This window comes from Lewinella sp. IMCC34191 (assembly GCF_003390935.1).
In the GTDB taxonomy this organism is placed as follows: Bacteria; Bacteroidota; Bacteroidia; order Chitinophagales; family Saprospiraceae; genus Neolewinella.
The window spans coordinates 194229-210133 of the sequence record NZ_QNQZ01000005.1 but is presented as its reverse complement, the minus strand read 5'-3'; the positions used below and the strand labels follow the sequence as shown (position 1 = coordinate 210133).

Here is a 15905-nt window from a genome sequence, read left to right as displayed (position 1 = left end):
CGGCCCTGAGTTATTGTTCCGAACGGACGACCCGGAGCAGGCGCGTGAAAATTTCGTTATTCTGGTAGATCCCCGGGAAGAGGTCCTCGCCCTTTCCCTTCGCAAAGATCGGGACGAGCTCCGCGCTGTGCTGATTGGAGTTAAAACTGACGGCTACCTCCGCGGGTATTTCTTTCTTCTGTCCGAAGACCACCTGGGGGTGATACTTTTTCGCCAGGCTCACGCCGCCGGTTTCGTGATCGGCCGTTACGACCAGCAGGGTGTTTGGATGTGCTTCCACGTAATCCAGGAGGATGCCCAGGGTTTTGTCGAAATCCGCCACCTCGCGGATCAGCATGGTGTCGTTTTCTGCGTGTCCGGCCCAGTCGATGTACGATCCCTCCACCATGAAGAAGAAGGGCGCTTCCTGGCGGGTAAAGTAATCCAGCCCCATCCGGGCGGCGTCAGGCAGGAAGTCGCCCCGCCCCTCGACCTTCGAAGGCAGGGATTCCGGTGCCAGCAGGTAGCCGTTCTTGCGGCTGGGGTCGGCGGGGGAAAGCTCCAGGCTATCGAGACGGTAGCCTTGGGAGGCCAGTTCGCGGTAAAGGTCCCGTCCGTCGGCGCGGCGCGTGAAGTAATCCAGTCCCCCACCCGCAAAGAAATCCACTCCACTACCGATCAGCTGGGCGGCGATTTCGTGGTGCTCATCGCGGTCGGCCACATGGGCATAGAAGCAGGCCGGCGTGGCATGGGTAATTGAGGTCAGGCTGACCAGCCCGGTACGGTACCCGTAGTCATCCCGCAGCTGCTCCAGGATGGTAGGGACGGAAACGGTATCGGGAGAAACCGAGATCGCCCGGTTGTACGACCGCACCCCGGTCGCGATGGCCGTGGCCGCCCCGGCGGAATCCGTCACTTTGTTACTGACACTGTTGGTCTTGACCAGGCCGATCTTGGTGAACCGTTGAAAGTGCGGCGTACCCTCTCCGAAGTAAAAGGCGGAGGATACCTGTGCCACGCCCATCCCATCGCCGATAAGCAGGATGACGTTGGGAGGATGCTGGGCGAGGACTGGTACGCTAAAGGCCAGAAATAGCCAGGACAGCAGCGGGAAAAGGCGATGGTGCATCTGTAGGTAGTTGATAAAAATAGCCGGCAGGGAATCCTGTCCCCGCCGGCCCCGATAGAAAATTGTTGGTGGCTAGTAGCCTTCGTTCTGGCGCAGGTAGCCCGGGGTATTGGAGGCCCCGTCGATGGCCGATTGCGGGATAGGGAACAGGCGGTTCTGCGGATCGCTGTCGGTCTTCTCCGTCCAGCTGTCTTCGTAGTGGCCGAAGCGGATCTGGTTGGTACGCCGCAGGCCTTCCCAGTAGAATTCGAAGCCGAGCTCCCGGTAGAGCACGTCCAGGTCGATGCTTTCCAGCGCCGCCGGCACGGGTTCGCGGGCGGTGCGGGAGGTCCGTACGGTGTTCATGTCTTCCAGTGCTCCGGCGCTATCGCCCAGTCTTAGTTTCGCCTCGGCGCGCATCAGGTAGATCTCGGCGTAGCGCATCAGGACGATATCGATGCTGCTGAAGTCATTGGCGTTGGGCGAGGTCCGGCTGAACTGGTACTTCGATACCCGGTAGCCCTTGGAGTGCAGGCGCCCCTCGTTGGTGAAGTCTACCTGCAGTTCGTGGTCGACGTAGGCGACGTCGCGGTCGGGGCCGTTGCCCCTGATCTGGATGACGGGGTAGATGCGGTACTCGTTCGGATCGTCGTCGCAGCGGAGGAAGGCACCGTTCTCGTCCTTGCGCGGGCCCCAGATGACGCCCCGGATGATGCCGCGGTTAAATTCGTATTCCTCGGCGGTAGTGCAGTAGTAGTGATCCGCGTCGTTGGCCGGCGATAGGCCCGTGAGGTCGCGCAGTTCCTCCGGGATGTCCTGGTTCTGCATGTAGAAGCGATTATCCGCTGCGGCGGGGTCCACGTCGTAGGCCTCCGTCCAGGTACGGTAGAAGTCCGGTGTGATGGCCGGGCCGTCCGTACCGTCGGAGCTGGGAAACTCCGGCCGGCCCCACATGGATCCGGTGAGCGACCAGTACGTCCACCGACTGTGCTCCTGCTCCAGCACCCCGCGCTGGTCGAGGGCGAAGATCAGTTCGCGATTGCTGTGGTTTTCGTCGTTGAAGAGGGCGAAGTACTCCGGGCTCAGCTCGTACAGACCGGAATCGATCACCTGGGAAGTGTATTCGATGACCCGGTCCATATCCTCCTCCGTAAAATCCGGTGTACCGTAGGGATCCCGGTACACGGCGGCGTTGAGGTGGAGGCGGGCCAGGAAGCCCCGGACGGCCGACTGCGTCATGCGGCCGGATCCCCGGTCGGTGTTGATGACGTCCACCACCGATAGGAACTCACCCCCTATGTAGTCGATCGCGTCCTGCCCGCGGAGGACCTCCGAGGTTTCCAAGGAGGTTTCCTTGCGGAACACGACGCCCCAGCTGTCGAGCATGAGCATATTCAGGTAGCCGCGCAGGGCGATCATCTCGTAGAGGGCCGCTTCGGCTTCGTCGTTGCCGTTCTCCGCCAGCGGACGCAGGGTCTCGATGGCCGTGAGGGTGCGGGAAATGTTGCGGGTCAGTTCGTTCCAGGAGCTGGTCACCAGGTCGTTGGTCGGGGTGATGCTGTGCGTGTGGGCGGCCAGGAATTTGCCGCCGTCAAACCAGTCGGTACCGCCGCGGTGGGGCAAGATGGCCTCGTCGGAGGCGATGAGCTGGAGACCGTAGTAGTTGGTGTGCCGCCAGGTCGAGGACACCTGCCCGTAGGCCGGAGCGATGGCGCCGCTGATGGTTTCCGACAGGCCGCTGCCGGTGAAGGATTCGTCCAGGACGACCTCCTGCAGGTCGGTACAGGCGCTCAGTACGCCGACGATGCCGACCAGGATGCTATTGCGAAGGATGTTTTTCATCGGTTCGAGTCTTTTGGGGGGAGATTAAAAAGTGACGTCCAGGGCGAAAAGGACGGTCCGGGCCCGCGGGTAGCTGAAGTAGTCGATGCCGAAGGTCTGGATGTCGCCGACCGAGCTGCCGGTGTTGATCTCGGGGTCGAAGCCGGAGTAGTCGGTGAAGAGGAGGAGGTTCTGCCCGGTGACGGACAGGCGGACGTTGCGGACGACCTGCCCGATGCCCAGGCGGTCCAGGTCGAAGTTGTAACCCAGGGTCGCGTTGTTGAGGCGCAGGAAGTCACCGTCCTCGAGGAAGCGGGTGGATACCCGGTTCGAGTTCGATACGTCCTCGTCGGGATACTGTACCGCCAGGTCGGTGGTGTTCAGGGAGTTGGCCAGGTTACCCTTATTGAAGATGGACAGGGCGACGTGGTTGAAGATCTTGTTGCCGGCTACGCCGTTGAAGTTGAGGCCCAGGTCGAAGTTGCGCCAGGAGAAGTCGGCATTCAGGGCGTAGATGTACCGCGGCAGGGCCGTGCCCGCGGCGAAGCGGTCGTTGTCCAGGATCTCCCCGTCACCGTTGCGGTCGGCGAATAGGTTCAGGCCGTCCTCCCCGATGCCCAGGAATTCCTGTACGTAGAAGGTGCCGATCGGCTCCCCGTTCAGGACGCCGTTGACGGTAGCACCGGTCTGCCCGGCCCCGATCACCGAGCCGGTGGTCAGGATGCTGTAGGGGGAGTCGGTAACCTCGTTCCGGATGTACGAAACGTTGCCGCCGATGCCGTACACGAAGTCGCGACTTTCGTTGCTGCGGTAGTTCAGGGCCAGTTCCAGGCCGCTGTTCCGGATCTCCATATTGGGAATGTTCGTCCAGTAGCGGTCGGTGGGCTGGATGGGGTCGACGGGGGCGACTTCCAGCAGGATGTTCTCCGAGGTCTTGTTGAAAAAGTCCAGGTTGCCGGTCAGGCGGTAGTTGAAGAGCGCGAAGTCGAGGCCCACGTTCGTCTGGGTCGATACCTCCCACTGGATGTCGGGGTTGGCCAGGCGGGTGTAGATGGTCCCGTAGGGGTATTCACTCAGCGTCGAAGCGTTCGGGTCGAGGGGGTAGGTGTCGTTGCCGGTATTGCTTTCGGTGAAGCTGGCCTGGGTGATCTTGGCGGGGATCTCCTGGTTGCCGGTCTGCCCCCAGCTACCGCGTAGCTTGAGGTAGGTCACCACGTCGCTATCGGCCAGGAAATCCTCGTTGCTGATGTTCCAGCCCAGGGCCACGGAGGGGAAATAACCGTACTTATTGTTGGTGCCGAACTTGGAGGAACCGTCGGCCCGCATCGTGGCCGTGATGAGGTACTTCTCGTTGAAGCCGTAGTTGATCCGCCCGAAGAACGACTGTAGTTCGTTGATGGTGGCGAAGGCCGACTGCCGCGTCGGCTCGCTGGCAGCACCAACCTGGAAACGGGGCTCCACGCCGTTGTTCGGGAAGCCCTCGGTAAAGAAGGCCTTCCGATCCACTTCGATCTGCTGGTAGGTATGGCCGGCGAGGAAGGTCAGATCGTGTACGCCACGGTCCCACTCGTAAGTCAGCGTGTTCTCCGCCTGGGTGTTGGTATTAGAAGTAGTGTAGGTATCCAGGCTACCCAGTTCGAAGTCGGTAATGCTGGGAAATGGCATGTACTGCACGTCCCGGTTGGTAGTGGAGTAATCGACCCCCACGCTGAATTTATAGGTCAGGCCCTCCACGATCTCCAGCGAGGGGGAGATGTTGGCCAGGAAGCGGTTGTTGAGGGAAATATCGTCGTAGATCCGCTCGCGCACCAGCGGGTTAATGTTGTCGCCCACCAGCTCGGGCAGCTCGTCGCCGTCGGTAGCCGGGAAGGTCGGATTGAGCTGCAGCATGTCCGTCACTACGGAGTTGCTGTTAGCGCGGTTGTTCTCGAAGCGGGTGGCGGAAAGATTGAGGGCCACGCTCAGGCGATCGTTCAGCGCCCGCTGCGTCAGGTTCAGCCGGCCGGCGTAGCGCTGCAGGTCGTTGTTGCGCAGGATACCCTCCTGGTCGTCGGCCGAGAAGGAAGCGAAGTACGAGCCGCTGCCGGCCCCGCCGCTCAGCGACAGGTTCACCCGGTGGGTATTGGCCGTGCGGGTCAGCTCGTCCTGCCAGTCGGTACTGGCCCCGCCGTCGTTGAGTACACCGTTGATGGCGTTGAGCTGGTTGCGGAACTCGTCGGCCGAGAAGACGTCGATCTTGCGCGCCAGCGATCCCACCGCGGTGGAAGCCGAAACGTTGATCTGCGACTGTCCGGCCCGGCCCTTCTTGGTCGTGATCACGATCACCCCGTTGGCCGCCCGCGCCCCGTAAATGGCCGCCGCGGAGGCGTCCTTTAGTACGTCGATACTTTCGATGTCCGCCGGGTTGATGAAGTTTAGGGGGTTGGTCGGCACCCCGTTGGCGGAGTTGTCGAGCGCGAAGCCGTCCACGACGAACAGTGGCGTCGTGCCCGAGCGCAGACTGCCCACCCCGCGGATGATGATGTCCTGCGCCGCACCCGGCTCCCCGCTGGCAGCGGTAACGTTAACGCCGGCGACCTTGCCCTGGAGCAACTGGCCGGGGTTCGTCACCACGCCCTTATTGAAGTCCTCGTCGCTGACGGAGGCGATCGATCCGGTTACGTCCGAGCGCTTGGCCGTACCGTAGCCGATCACCACCACCTCGTTCAGCTGGGCGGCATTATTTTCCAGGGTAACCTCCACGGTACCGCTGGCGGGTACGATGACTTCCTGGGGCTGCATACCTACGTAGCTTAGGCGTAGCGTATCCCCCACGGCGGCCGGTACCGTGAATAATCCGTCAATATCGGAAACCGATCCGATTCCCGAATTTCCGACCATTATCGTCACGCCCGTAAGGGGCTGATTATCAATATCCCGGACCGATCCGGTGATTTCCTGGGTTTGGCCGTAGCCATACGTACTCAGTAGCAGGGCATACAGTACGAAAAGCGGTAGTTTCATATGTCGTGAGTTAGCGGGCACAAAGGTATTTGGCCGCATAACCCGTCGGGCAGGAAACCCATTACGTTTAGGTTAAGTCACGCCCGGTTACTTAACGGGAAGTTTAACCTGATTTAATGGCTACTACGCATTACCGGTGATATCCATATAGTGCAGCCTCACGTGGCGGTATATGAAAGATAAAGGGTGACCTCGTTTCCGGTAACTGCGGATGTTAATCGATGCGCAGCCGATCCAGCCGTGCGCCGACGACGTAGTCCCGCAATTCCTTTTCGAGGGAGTCGTAGGCGTCCGGGCTTACCGTGCGCTCGATCCGTCCGTCGCGCAGCACGTTGATGGCGTCGCAGTTTTCCCGTAGCCCCGCGAAGACGTGGGAGGAGAGCAATACCGTTTTCCCCCGTTCGCGCAGGCGGCGCAGCAGCGCCTGCATCAGGAGATTGCTTTGAATATCGACCCCGTTGAAGGGCTCGTCGAGCAGGTATAGATCGTTTTGCTGGACGAGGAGGCCGAACAACGCCAGCTTCTTCTTCATGCCGGTGGAGTAATCCTCCGCGTAGCGGTCGAGGGGCAGGTCGAAGAGGTTCTGGTCGGCAAAGTCCTCGGTCGGTAGCTGGCGGGCGGCGCAGCAGAGCTTCAGGTACTCCCAGCCGGTAACGTAGCTCGGAAAGCTCGGATCGGTCGGCAAGAATCCGATCCGCGTACGTACCTCCGCCGGCCGCGGCTGGATGTCTCCCCGGCAGTCGAGCAAGCCGGCCAGGCAACGAAAGAGCGTGGTCTTGCCCGCCCCGTTGTGACCCACGATGCCGTGGACCGTGCCCGCCGGCAGATCGAGGTCGACACCCCGCAGGACGGGCATCGTACCGAACGAACGGGTGAGGTTGCGGACGACCATCACGTCAAAATAGCCTTGAGCCGGCCCCGGGCTTCCCGGTACCAACCGACGAGCAAAATCAGGAGCAGCGGGGGAAAACACATGCCGGCCACGTGGGCGACGGAGCGCAGGAAGTCAGGCTGTCGGGGATAACCGGCGTATTGCACCACGATCATACCCGTAATGTACAGCAAACCCAGGCCGATAACCAGCAGGTGCAGGACCCATCCGTCCGGCCACACCACGCCGAGCGCGACCCAGATCGGGAGGGCGAAAAGGGTATAGGCGTAGCCCGCGGTCCTGATTTTACCCCACAGGTATCCACGGGCAGCGGACCGGTACATCCGGAGCAGCTCCGGCGGCGGCGTATCGGCGTAGAACGACATGACCAGGAGCCCGCAGCCCACCCCGGTGAACCGCAGCAGGTTGACGTTATCGGCCGACACCCCCTGCCAGGCCACGAAATACAGCAGCGGCAGCACCCACCCGTAGCGACGGAGTCCGACGGCGGATTCGTAGGGAGACCTGCGAAAGGGCGTCGGTAGTACGAAGGTGCCCGAACCGCCCCGCCGGAATTCCGCCAGGAGCGAAAGCAGGGCAAGCAGTACCCCGGCCGCCAGCCAACTCCCGTAGCCGAGGAGCACCAGCAGACTTACCGATCCGCCCGTCAGCTGCTCCGTATGCCGGATCAACCGGACGTCCCGCCGGGAAAACAGGCGTTCCAGCCGATCGAAACGCGCCCCGGCCGACAACGGCCAGAGGGTGGCGACCGTCAGGGCCAGCAAAATCCAAGGTGCCGCGGTGAAGCGGCCGTAGAGATATACCGCCCCGAGTACCCAGCCGGCCAACCCCAGTCCGACGGCCACCGGCAGCGGTAAGCCAAAATCGGCCAGGCGGCGGCTGGCCCGCAGGAGTTGCAACCGGAAGTAATAGTGCATACGGGAAGCGGTCAGACCACATCGGATGGCCCAAAGCTACGGCTTGCCATGCATGACTCGCTGCCTGGGAACAGCAAAACGGGTTCCCGTCCGCAGACGGAAACCCGGCAATGTAAATATTTAATCAACTAAATAGCTCATTCACCCAGCAGCCACGTCGGCATACCGATCATGTCGGCGCCCTGGCGGGCCACGGCGGCCTGGTAGTTCGTGGTGTTCAGCACCTGCTCCTCATCCGGGTACTGGATGCGGAGGGGGATCCGGTCCAGGGTCGCGTCCGGGCCGGGGGTCAGCTCGGGCAGACCGGTGCGGCGGTAGTCGAACCAGGCTTCCAGGCCGACCATGAACAGGCTCAGCCACTTCTGCCGCGCGATCAGGCGCAGGTTCTCGTCGCGGTCGTCGGTGTAGGCCACGCCCTCCTGGCTCAGGTATTCGTCGGTGGCTTCGGTGCCGTAGTAGGTCATCGTGGACCGGATACCCTCCAGGTAGAAAGCCTCCGCGTCGCCCTCGATGTAGCCCTTTTCGGCGGCCTCGGCCAGCAGGAATTGCACCTCGGGGTAGTGAATGAAGACCATGTCCACCGCGTCCGGCTCTTCCCGGAAGCGGGTACCGAGGCGACTCTGATTCAGCGCCCCACCGTTGTAGTTGGAGGCGGCGTCTTCGCTGAGGCCGTTCGGCACGCCTACGTATTCGTCGCTGTCGGGGTTATCCACCGGCCGGAAGAGGATGCCCAGTCGGGGGTCGTTCAGTTCCTCCAGCACCCCCTCGATGGTCACGCTCATGCGTTTTTCGTCGAAGCCGCCCACGCGGCCGGTATGCTGGGGCCAGCGGTTGGCGCCCACGGGTAGGTAGGGCAACAGGGCGGAGTCCTCCAGCTCGTCCATGTGGTTGGCCTCGGTCACGAAGGATTGCAGGTCAGCGGCGCTGAGGCCCACTTCGTCCCATTTATCCTCCAGGCGCATTATCGTCCGCAGGCGCAGGGCATTGGCGAATTCGATCCAGCGGGGGATATCGCCGTCGTGCAGGATGTCGCCATTCAGGCCCACGGTGGGGTCGAAGAGGTCGGCGGCCCGCTCGTAGTCGGCCAGCAGCTGTACGTAGATGTCGCGCTGGGGCGTGTAGGCCGGCTGGAAGTTACCCTCCGTTTTGCCGCCCAGCGCCTCCGTAAAGGGCACGTCGCCGTACATCTCCGTCAGAAACTGCATACAGAAGCCGCGCAGCAACAGGCCGGCCGCCTGGTAGTTCGGATTGTTGAGGCGCTCGCCCAGGGCGATGACGTTCTGCGCGTCGCGGGCGTTGCGGTACAGCAGGTTCCAGGTGCCGCCGTAGCTGCCGAGGAGATAGCGGTCGGTGCCGGTGAAGTTGTTGCTGGCCACCAGCTGGGCCAGGGTATTGCCGGTGCCCCAGGCCAGGCTGGAGGTGAGTTCGTCGCCCACCTCGTAGAGGATCTTGGGCAGGATCAGGTCGGGGCTGGCCTGGTCGATGCTCGGGGCGTTGGGGTTTTCGTTAAATTCCTCCAGGTCACCGCAGGCGAACAGCATCACGGCCAGAAAGAGAAGGGATAAAGGACGTGCCATCGGACATTACTTTTTAGTACAAGCTTTTTTTCCTGCGCTCCGCCGCCATAATTTTTGCGGCGGAGCGCAGGTATAGAGAAAATCAGGAAGGGAAAGGGGGTTAAAAGACGACGTTCAGGTTGAAGCCGAAGCTGCGGCTGCTGGGCGTGGCCATGTCCTCCACGCCGGGTACGATGCCGCCCCCGCCGTAGCTGAAGACCTCGGGGTCGAAGTGAGGATTCTCGGTGAAGAGCAGCAGGTTGCGGCCGATCAGACTCAGGCGGATCCGCTGGGCGCCGATGCCGCTGACCCACTCCCGGGGCAGGTTGTAGCCGATGCGGGCCTCGCGCAGCTTCAGGAAGGTGGCGTCGTACATGCCGACGGTCTCGTTGTCGCGGTTGAAGTGGCTCCAGTAGAAATCGCGGGCGCTAAGGGCGGTGGTGTTGGGTACGTAGGTGCCGTCGGCGGTGGCGACTACGCCGTTGCGGTCGAGCTCGCTCACGCCGGTGACCCGGGTGGTGCCGCCGATGAAGTCGGTCGTTTCCCGGTCGTATTCCGCCGTCTCGGCCATCATGCCGGAGGTGCCGCCGATCAGCAGCGTCCGGCTCATGATGACGCCGCCCTGCGACCAGTCCCACAGGAAGCCGAAGTCAATGTTACCGATTCGGAAGTCGTTGTTCAGCCCGAGTTGGAAGTCGGGGTTGTAGTTGCCGAGGCGGCGCAGATTGGGGTCGCGGACGGGGAAGCCGTTTGCGTCGTAGAGGTGGGCGTATGTATCCTTGATGTCGGCTACGTCGTCCACGGTCACCCGTTCGTTGGTCTCGGTGTCGATGAGCACGAAGCCGGTGCCGTACACGTCGCCCATGCGTTCGCCGGGACGGGCCAGTACGGTCAGGTAATTCGAACTCAACTGGTAGCTTTCGATGCCGGGGGCCAGTTCGTTCACCGTGGAGCGGGCGCGGGTGAAGTTCAGGTTGACGCGCCAGTCGAAGTTGCCCCGGCTGACGGGCTCGCCGGTGAGCAGCAGTTCCACGCCCTTACTCTCGATCTCGCCGGCGTTGAAATAGCGGGCGCCGTAGCCGCTGGCCTGGCTCACCGGCACCTGCAGGATCTGGTCGCGCGATACGTTGTTGTACCAGGTCAGGTCCAGGCCGAGACGGCCGCGCAGGAAGCGGAGGTCGGCGCCGAACTCGAGGGTATTCAGCCGCTCGGGTTTCAGGTTGGCGTTGGCGAGCAGGTTGTCTTCCGTGCCGAGCAACTGGCCGCCGTAGGTATTAGACGAAAACTGGAAGTAGCCCAGCAGGCGGTAGGGGTCGGTATCGGCGCCGACCTGGCCGTAGCCGGCCCGCAGCTTGGCGAAACTCACGGCGGCGGGGAAGTCAATCACCTCACTGAGCACCGCGGACAGCGAAGCGGAAGGGTAGAAGTAGCTGTTGTTGGCCGCGGGGAGGGTGCTGGACCAGTCGTTGCGTGCCGACAGGTCGAGGTAGAGGAAGTTCCGGAAGCCAAGATTGGCGGTAGCGTAGAGGCTGTTGATGCGTCGGCGGCTATTATACTGGTTATTGACCAGGGGAATGGCGGCGTTGTTAAAGCTGTACACCCCGGGCACGGCCAGTTCGTTGGCCGAGGTACGCCGGAAGCGGCGCTCCTGGGTCATCTGGTTGCCGCCGGCACTGATGGTGGCGGTGAAGGTCTCGCCGATCTGCGGCGCGTAGGTCAGCAGGAAGTCGGCGTTCCGCTCCTGGAAGAAGATGTTATCCTCCCGGTACTGGCCGCGGGGGAAGCGCTGGGTGGACCAGGCCCGCCGGCCGGTGCGGAGCTCGTCGTAAGTGTCGAGGCCGTAGCGGACCATCAGCTGCAGCTCGTCGGTGAAGTCGTAGGTAGCGTTGACGTTGCCGAGTAGCCGGTTCTCGTCGAAGGCGTTCGTGTTTTCGTACATGGTGAAGTACGGGTTGTCGTGCCAGTTGTAGTTGTAGTTGAACTGCTGGATATTCTCCTGCCCGGGCTGCCAGTAGTCACGCAGGGAGTTCATCTCGATCTGCCGGCCGAACCACACCCAGAGGTACATCACGTTTTCGGTACCGTAGCTGTTGTTGGGGCGGTTGTCGGAGCTGCTGTTGATGTAGTTGGCGTTGGCACGTACCCGCAGCTTCTGGTCCAGGAAGTTCTGTCCGACGTCCAGGGTCAGGTTATTGCGGCTCAGGTCGGTGTTGGGCAGGATGCCCTCGTTGGCCGTGTTGGAGTAGCTGAGGCGGAAGTTGCGCTGCTCGTCGCCGCCGTACAGGGCTACGGTATTGATGGTGGTGTAGCCGGTCTCGAAGAAATCCCCGATGTTGCCGGGGGCGGCGGTCCAGGGCAGGGCCGTGGCTTCGTCGGCGAACTGCCCGTCTTCGGTCCGGGGCCGGACGGCGAAGTCACCCGCCCGTAGTCCGGAACTGGTCGGGCTGTTATGCTGCACGATCAGTGGACTGCCGGCGAAGGCGGGTCCCCAGCTTTCGTCGATGTTGTCGTTGGTGCCGGCCCCGAATCCGTCACCGAAGGCGAACTGCCCCCCGGCTCCCTGGCCGTAGCTATTCTGGTATTCGGGGATGCGCAGCGGCCGCTCGAAGGTGGTATTGCTGGAGAAGCTGGCGCCGATGCCCCGTTTACCGGCCCCGGATTTGGTGGTGATCAGTATTACGCCGTTGGCCGCCCGGCTGCCGTAGAGGGCGGTGGCGTTGGCGCCCTTGAGCACGGTGACGGTTTCGATGTCGTCGGGGTTAATGTCGGCGGCCGAATTGCCGTAGTCGGCGGCCATATTGCCGTTGCCGCCGCCGTTGTTACCGTTATCGTTGTTGATCGGTACCCCGTTGACGACGAACAGCGGCTGGTTGTCGCCGCTCAGCGAGCTTTCGCCCCGGATGACGATGCGGCTGGAGGAACCGATGCCGGAGCCGCCGCCCGTGACCCGTACGCCGGCGAGCTTGCCGGCCAGGTTATTAATCAGGTTGGGGTCCTTGACGCGGTCGAGCTGCTCGCCGTCGATCTCCTGGACGGCGTAGCCCAGGGCCTTGGCTTCCCGCTCGATACCGAGGGCGGTGACGGTAACGGCGTTCAGGTCGAGGGCGCCTTCCCGGAGCAGGAAGAGGACCTCGCTGCGCCCGTTGATGGGCTCGCGCAGGGTTTCGTAGCCGACGTAGGTGACCAGCAGGGTATCGGTGAGGGAGGGAACGGTGATCTCGAAGTCGCCGTCAAAGTTGGTGACCGTACCGGACCCCGTGCCGGGAATGAGGACGGAGGCGCCGATGAGGGGCTCGTTGTTGGGGTCGGTGACCCGGCCCGTGACGGTCTGCTGAGCCCGCAGGCCGAGGGTGGTGGCGCAGCAGATCGCCAGTAGGAGAAGGGTGCGGATTCGTTTCATAGCGTGAGTCGTAATTTCTCCGCAAAGGTGGCAGCCGACGCTACGTGAGGACAAGGATTGCCCTTTAAGTTTGGGTTAAGAGCGGTTTGGGGTAAAACATTGATTCCTAGCAGATTGGGTTAAGGGAATGTTTCCGTTTCCGCCCGGGGTTTCCCACCGGGAAACCCGTTTCGGCCGGGTATTAAGCCAGCATTATTTTACCGTGAAGTTCCGCCCCGGAGGCGCGCGTGGCCTTGCGGGGCGGGGGTAGGGCGGGCTAAGTTTGCCCCGGTGAATACGCAACCCTCCCTCCTCGACATCGGACCCCGCCTGCGCGAATTGCGCCGGCAGCAGAAGCGCTCCCAGCAGGAGGTTGCCGATGCCATCGGGATCACGAAGGGCATGGTGTCGAAGGTGGAGACGGGCCGGAGTATTCCCACGCTGCCGCTGCTGTTCCGTTACCTGGATGCGATGGCATGCCCGGCGGCTGACTTTTTCGCCGATATGGACGGCCAGCCGGTCACGCCCTACGTTCACCGTCGGGCCGGGGAGGCCGAACCCATCGAGCGGGAGCTGGCCAGCAGGGGCTTCGACTACCTGCAGCTGCTGTCCGGTGAGGGGCCGGACTTCGCGCTGCGGGCCGTGCTCTTAACCATCGAGGCCGGCTCCCGCCGGGACCGTGTGACCACCGACGCCTACGAATTCAAGTACGTGCTGTCCGGCACGCTCGACTACGAGATCGGTGACCATACCCTGCGGCTAGAACCGGGGGACACCCTCTTCTACGACGGTCGCATCCCCCACGTGCCCCGCAATCACGGGCCAGAACCCGCCCGGCTGCTGGTGGTCTACTTGCACGATCAACTGCTGCGCCCGTGAGACCTACCCCTACCATCACCGCGGGATTATTGGCCTTCGGGGCCTACTTCTGCACCTACGCCTTCCGCAAGCCCTTCACGGCTGCGGAGTTTTCGCAGGCGGGCGCGGTCCTGGGCGTACTGGACTTCAAGACCACGCTGGTCGTGGCCCAGGTCTTTGGCTATGCTCTCTCCAAATTCATCGGGATCCGCGTCATCTCCGAACTGAATCGGGTGGGGCGGGAGCGGTTTTTCGTTGCGCTCATTTTGGTGGCCGAGCTCGCCCTGGTGCTTTTCGGGCTCGTCGGTGACCACTGGTCGGCCCCACTCTGGCTGTTCCTGAACGGGCTACCACTCGGGCTCATCTGGGGGGTGGTCTTCAGCTACCTGGAGGGTCGGCGAACCACCGAGATCCTCGGCGCGATGCTGGCGGTGAGCTTCATCGTCAGCAGTGGCGCCGTCAAGACGGTCGGCTCCCTATTACTCGACGAGGTGTCGCCCTTCTGGATGCCAGCGCTGACCGGCGCGCTGTTTTTCCTGCCGCTGCTGGGGTGCATCTACGGCCTCTCCCGGATGACGCCGCCCGACCGCCGGGACATTGCCGCCCGCACGCTGCGCAAGCCCATGACCCGGGAGGAACGGCGGACGCTGGTGCGCCGGCTCGGTCCCGGCTTGGTGGCCATACTGGCCCTGTACGTCCTCATCACCGCCCTGCGCGACATCCGCGATAACTTCGCCGCCGAGCTCTGGACCGACCTCGGCTACGGAGACACGCCGGAGATCTTTACCCTGGCCGAGCTGCCGGTTGCCTTACTTACGTTGGTGCCTCTATTTATCGGCTACCGTATCCGTTCCAACCGGCGGGCGCTGCGTTATTACCACGGCCTCTTTACCGGCGCTGCGGCGCTCATCCTGCTCGCTACGGGAGCCTTTTCGCTGGGTGCCCTGACCGGTGGTCCGTGGATGGTGGCCATCGGGCTGGGGCTCTACCTGGCCTACGTTCCCCTCAACGCCATCTACTTCGACCGGCTTATCGGTGCCTTCCGGCAGGCCGCTACCGCCGGCTTCCTGATCTACCTGGCCGACGCCGGGGGCTACGCGGGCTCGATATTGGTTTTGCTCCTGCGCCTCGCCGCTCCGGATATACCCTGGCTGGGCTTCCTGACCGGTCTGGCCTACCTTGTCGGTACGGTCACCCTCGGGCTCGGTCTGTACGCCTGGGGCGCGCTGCGCCGCCGCCTGCCGGTCCGGGACGCACCCGCCCCGCTTCCTTCCACCCTTCATCCGACTACACTATGAGAACCTACCTGTTTACCTGCCTGCTCGCCCTTGTTTCCGCCGCCGCCTGCGCGCAGCAGCAAACGGAAAACGTCATCCTCATCACCATGGACGGCCTGCGGTGGCAGGAGCTATTCGGCGGCGCCGTGGACAGCATGGTGGCCGACGAGCGCTTCACCCACGACCGGGAACGGATGACCGAAAGCTATCTCGGTGCCACCCCCGAAGCGCGCCGCCGGCAGCTGATGCCCTTTTTCTGGGGTACGCTCGCTCCAAAAGGTATGGTCTACGGCAACCGCTGGCAGGACAATAAAGTCAACTGCCGTAACGACCAGTGGTTTTCCTACCCGGGCTACAACGAAATCCTCAGCGGATACGCCGACCCGCGCATTACCAGCAACGATAAAGAATGGAATCCGAACGTCACCGTCCTGGAGTGGCTTAACGGCAAGGAGGAGCTGGCCGGTAAGGTGGTCGCCTTCGGCAGCTGGGACGTTTTCGACTGGATCGTGAACGAGCAACGCAGCGGCATCCCCGTCAACAGCGGCTACAACGTGGCCGAAGGGGAGTTGACGGAGGGGGAGGCATTTATCAATAAACTGCAGGAGCAGGCCCCGAGGCTCTGGGGCGGCGTCCGGCCCGATATGCTCACCCACAATTTCGCCCTCGAAACCTTACGCAAGGACCACCCCCGCATCGTTTTCATCAGCTACGGGGAAACCGACGACTTCGCCCACGACGGCAGCTACAACCGCTACCTCGACGCCGCCCACGCTACCGACGCAATGTGGCGGGACATGTGGGAATTCCTGGAGTCCGACCCCCAGTACGCCGGCAAGACCACGCTGATCCTCACCACCGACCACGGTCGGGGCGAAAGCCCCCTGGAAAGCTGGAAGGGGCACGGGCAGGGTGCCGTCGGTTCCGATGCCATCTGGCTCGCCGTGATCGGCCCGGACACCCCCGCCCGGGGCGAAATGACCGGCGATAACCAGCTCTACCAGGACCAGATCGCCGCCACGCTGGCCGCCCTGATGGGCTACGATTATCCCGCGGCGGCCGCGACCGAGGTGGGAGAACCGGTCACGGAAGTTATGAAGGCCACTAAAAAGTAA

The 15905-nt window shown here is 62.9% G+C and carries 10 protein-coding genes; 3 read left to right on the top strand and 7 right to left on the bottom strand.

The genetic code is table 11. From position 1 onward, the window contains the following. Positions 1-10: 10 nt before the first annotated feature. From DRW39_RS11730 to DRW39_RS11700, 7 genes are all read right to left on the bottom strand, one after another. The gene (locus DRW39_RS11730) at positions 11-1108 is read right to left on the bottom strand and encodes an alkaline phosphatase (RefSeq protein ID WP_116107230.1); all 1098 of its coding nucleotides are present in this window, start codon (positions 1106-1108) and stop codon (positions 11-13) included. A 72-nt stretch (positions 1109-1180) separates the two neighbouring features. Then, positions 1181-2929, bottom strand: coding sequence for a RagB/SusD family nutrient uptake outer membrane protein (locus DRW39_RS11725; protein WP_116107229.1), 1749 nt, complete (start codon positions 2927-2929; stop codon positions 1181-1183). A 24-nt stretch (positions 2930-2953) separates the two neighbouring features. Next, on the bottom strand, positions 2954-5911 hold the full coding sequence (locus DRW39_RS11720; protein WP_198664859.1) for a SusC/RagA family TonB-linked outer membrane protein: 2958 nt from the start codon (positions 5909-5911) through the stop codon (positions 2954-2956). A 214-nt stretch (positions 5912-6125) separates the two neighbouring features. Then, complete coding sequence (locus tag DRW39_RS11715; protein ID WP_198664858.1) at positions 6126-6803, bottom strand: ATP-binding cassette domain-containing protein; 678 nt, start codon at positions 6801-6803, stop codon at positions 6126-6128. Next, positions 6803-7720: a hypothetical protein gene (locus tag DRW39_RS11710; RefSeq protein WP_116107226.1), complete on the bottom strand. Its 918-nt coding sequence runs from the start codon at positions 7718-7720 to the stop codon at positions 6803-6805. Before DRW39_RS11710 ends, DRW39_RS11715 begins: the two co-directional genes overlap by 1 nt. A gap of 137 nt (positions 7721-7857) precedes the next feature. After that, positions 7858-9297 carry a SusD/RagB family nutrient-binding outer membrane lipoprotein gene (locus tag DRW39_RS11705; protein WP_116107225.1) on the bottom strand — a complete coding sequence of 480 codons (1440 nt, stop codon included), beginning with the start codon at positions 9295-9297 and terminating at the stop codon, positions 7858-7860. A 100-nt stretch (positions 9298-9397) separates the two neighbouring features. Then, complete coding sequence (locus DRW39_RS11700) at positions 9398-12676, bottom strand: SusC/RagA family TonB-linked outer membrane protein (protein ID WP_116107224.1); 3279 nt, start codon at positions 12674-12676, stop codon at positions 9398-9400. A gap of 270 nt (positions 12677-12946) precedes the next feature. Here DRW39_RS11700 and DRW39_RS11695 point away from each other — a divergent pair, with 270 nt between their 5' ends. From DRW39_RS11695 to DRW39_RS11685, 3 genes are read left to right on the top strand one after another with little or no spacing between them, the layout of a single operon-like run. After that, positions 12947-13534: a helix-turn-helix domain-containing protein gene (locus DRW39_RS11695; protein WP_116107223.1), complete on the top strand. Its 588-nt coding sequence runs from the start codon at positions 12947-12949 to the stop codon at positions 13532-13534. Next, complete coding sequence (locus DRW39_RS11690; RefSeq protein WP_116107222.1) at positions 13531-14811, top strand: DUF5690 family protein; 1281 nt, start codon at positions 13531-13533, stop codon at positions 14809-14811. The genes DRW39_RS11695 and DRW39_RS11690 overlap by 4 nt, the downstream gene beginning before the upstream one ends. Further along, on the top strand, positions 14808-15905 hold the full coding sequence (locus tag DRW39_RS11685) for an alkaline phosphatase family protein (protein WP_116107221.1): 1098 nt from the start codon (positions 14808-14810) through the stop codon (positions 15903-15905). The genes DRW39_RS11690 and DRW39_RS11685 overlap by 4 nt, the downstream gene beginning before the upstream one ends.